Origin of the sequence: Methylobacterium sp. CCH5-D2 (assembly GCF_001556475.1) — a bacterium.
GTDB lineage: Bacteria > Pseudomonadota > Alphaproteobacteria > Rhizobiales > Beijerinckiaceae > Methylobacterium > Methylobacterium hispanicum.
In genome coordinates, this window is the sequence record NZ_LSIX01000453.1 from 1 (window position 1) to 2,048 (window position 2,048).

The window sequence follows — 2,048 nt, forward strand, 5'->3', positions numbered from 1 at the left end:
CCGCCGCGCGGCTGGCGGGCGCTCCTGGGACTCGCGCCGAAGCCCGCCCCCGCGCCGGCCCGCCCGATCGCGGAGCCGCCGGAGGCGCGGGCCGAGGCGCATCTCTCCGACTGGGAGGCCCGCGCCGGCCAAGATCCCGCAGAGGGCGCCGCGCAGGCCGGCCTCGCCCGGGTGGTGCGCAGCCTGATCCGCCATCGCGGCGGCCTGATCGGGGATCGCGCCCTGATCGTGCGCCTCGCCACAACGCTCGCCCTCAACCGGGAGGGCAGCCGCCGGATCGGGCGGTTGATCGAGCCCTGGTTCGCCGAGTCCGTGGCGCGGGCGGGCCACACGGTGGTGCGGGCGCAGGCGCAGCCCATCGTGATGAACGTGAAGGGCGCCTCCGCCTCGGGCAAGAGCACGATGCGTCCCCTGCAGCGCGCGCTCGCCGCCCGGCTCGACATCCCCTGGTCAGACTTCGCGGTGATCACGCCGGACATCTGGCGCAAGTTCCTGCTCGACTACGACAGCATCGGCCCGGCCCACGGCTACGCGGGCACGCTCACGGGGCACGAGGTCGAGATCGTGGACGCCAAGCTCGACCGCTACATGGCCCGCAAGGCTCGGGAGGGGCGCATGTCGCACCTCCTGATCGACCGCTTCCGCTTCGACAGCTTCAACGCTGTCTCGGGAACCCAGGACGGCAGCCAGCTCCTCACCCGGTTCGGGCACCGGGTCTTCATGCTGTTCATGATCACGCCGCCCGAGGCGACGGTGGAGCGGGCCTGGCTCCGGGGCCTGCAGTTCGGGCGGTTCAAGGCCGTGGACGACCTGCTCGCCCACAACATCGAGGCCTTCTCCGGCATGCCGGAGCTGTTCTTCACCTGGGCGCTCAGCGCCGACAAGGAGGTCCACTACGAGTTCCTCGACAACAGCGTGAAGCTGGGCGAGCCTCCGCACACCGTCGCCTTCGGCACCAACGGCGAGCTGACGGTGCTCGACCTATCGGGCATGCTGGCGGTGGAGCGCTACCGGCGGATCGACGTCGAGGCGCGCGCGCCCGGTTCCGTCTATCCCGACGCCGGCCTGCTCGCGCCGGAGCACAATACCGGCTTCCTGCGCGCCTGCGCCCGGCGGATGCGCGCGATCCGCTTCGCCGAGCGCGCGAGCGGGCGGATCTACGCCGTCCACCGGGCCGGACGCCTCACCTGCCTCGACCGCGCCGCCCTCGACCGGGCACTCTCCGACCCGGACACCCGCGCCGCGCTGGCGGCGATCGGGGGCGGCCACCCGGACCGGATCCCGGACGGGACGGCGCAGGAGGGAGCCCTGGAGCGCGGCCGGACCCTCACACTCGGGGCGTGGGGTGAGGATCAGCCGCACGCTCTGGAGGCGGCGGAGGCCTGAGCGAGCCTCCGCCCGCCACCATCCGCCGTGCGGATGCCGTCAGCGCCGCACCCGCGCGGGCTGCGGCCGCAGGACCGCGCGGCACGCCGCGTGCAGCGCGAGGCAGGCCAGCGCCGCGCCGGCCGCGGCGAGCCCGAGGGCCGGCGGGATCGCCGTCAGGGACCCAGTCATGGGGATTGTCACGGTGAGCATGGAACCGTTCTCCGCCGATGGCCGATAACCGCGAGGCTCGGCCCGACAGGGTTAACGGATCGTGAAGGCCAGGCCGGCAATCGTTAGGCCGCAATTAACCGCGATGCTCGATCCGGTGCCGAACCCGCGCGCAACCGACCAGGAGAACCGCCGAGGGATGACGATCCGTCCGCGCCGCGCCCCGCTCCCCGGGCTCGCCCCGGCGATGCTCGCGGGCGCGCTCCTGGCTTCCGCGTCGCCCGCGATGGCCGAGGAGCCCGCGCCGCTCTACCTGCGCATCCGGCCGCCGGAGGCCCGCCCGGCACAGACCGGGGCGGGCGGCACCGGCCGCGACGACGGCGCCGGTCCCGGTGCCCTGGCGGACGCGGAGGCGATCCGCCGGGCCCGGGCGGCGCGCGAGGCGGTCTGGGAGCGCGCCAACGCGCGCGCCCGCGTCGTGATCGCCTCGGTCTGCACCGGCTGCATGAAGC

At 74.6% G+C, this 2,048-nt stretch carries 2 protein-coding genes and 1 pseudogene; 2 read left to right on the forward strand and 1 reads right to left on the reverse strand.

The features are described 5' to 3' along the window. Positions 1 to 1,386 (forward strand): hypothetical protein (locus tag AX737_RS34315; RefSeq protein ID WP_066921453.1); only part of this gene is annotated, 1,386 nt, incomplete at its 5' end. Between the two features lie 39 nt (positions 1,387 to 1,425). Here the strand turns inward: AX737_RS34315 and AX737_RS33155 are convergent. Further along, entirely contained in the window at positions 1,426 to 1,578 is a 153-nt protein-coding gene (locus AX737_RS33155; protein WP_156453669.1) for a hypothetical protein, read from the reverse strand. Between the two features lie 157 nt (positions 1,579 to 1,735). On the opposite strand from AX737_RS33155, the pseudogene AX737_RS11550 reads away from it, so the two are divergent. Continuing rightward, positions 1,736 to 2,048 (forward strand): annotated as a pseudogene (locus AX737_RS11550) (hypothetical protein); the annotation flags it as partial.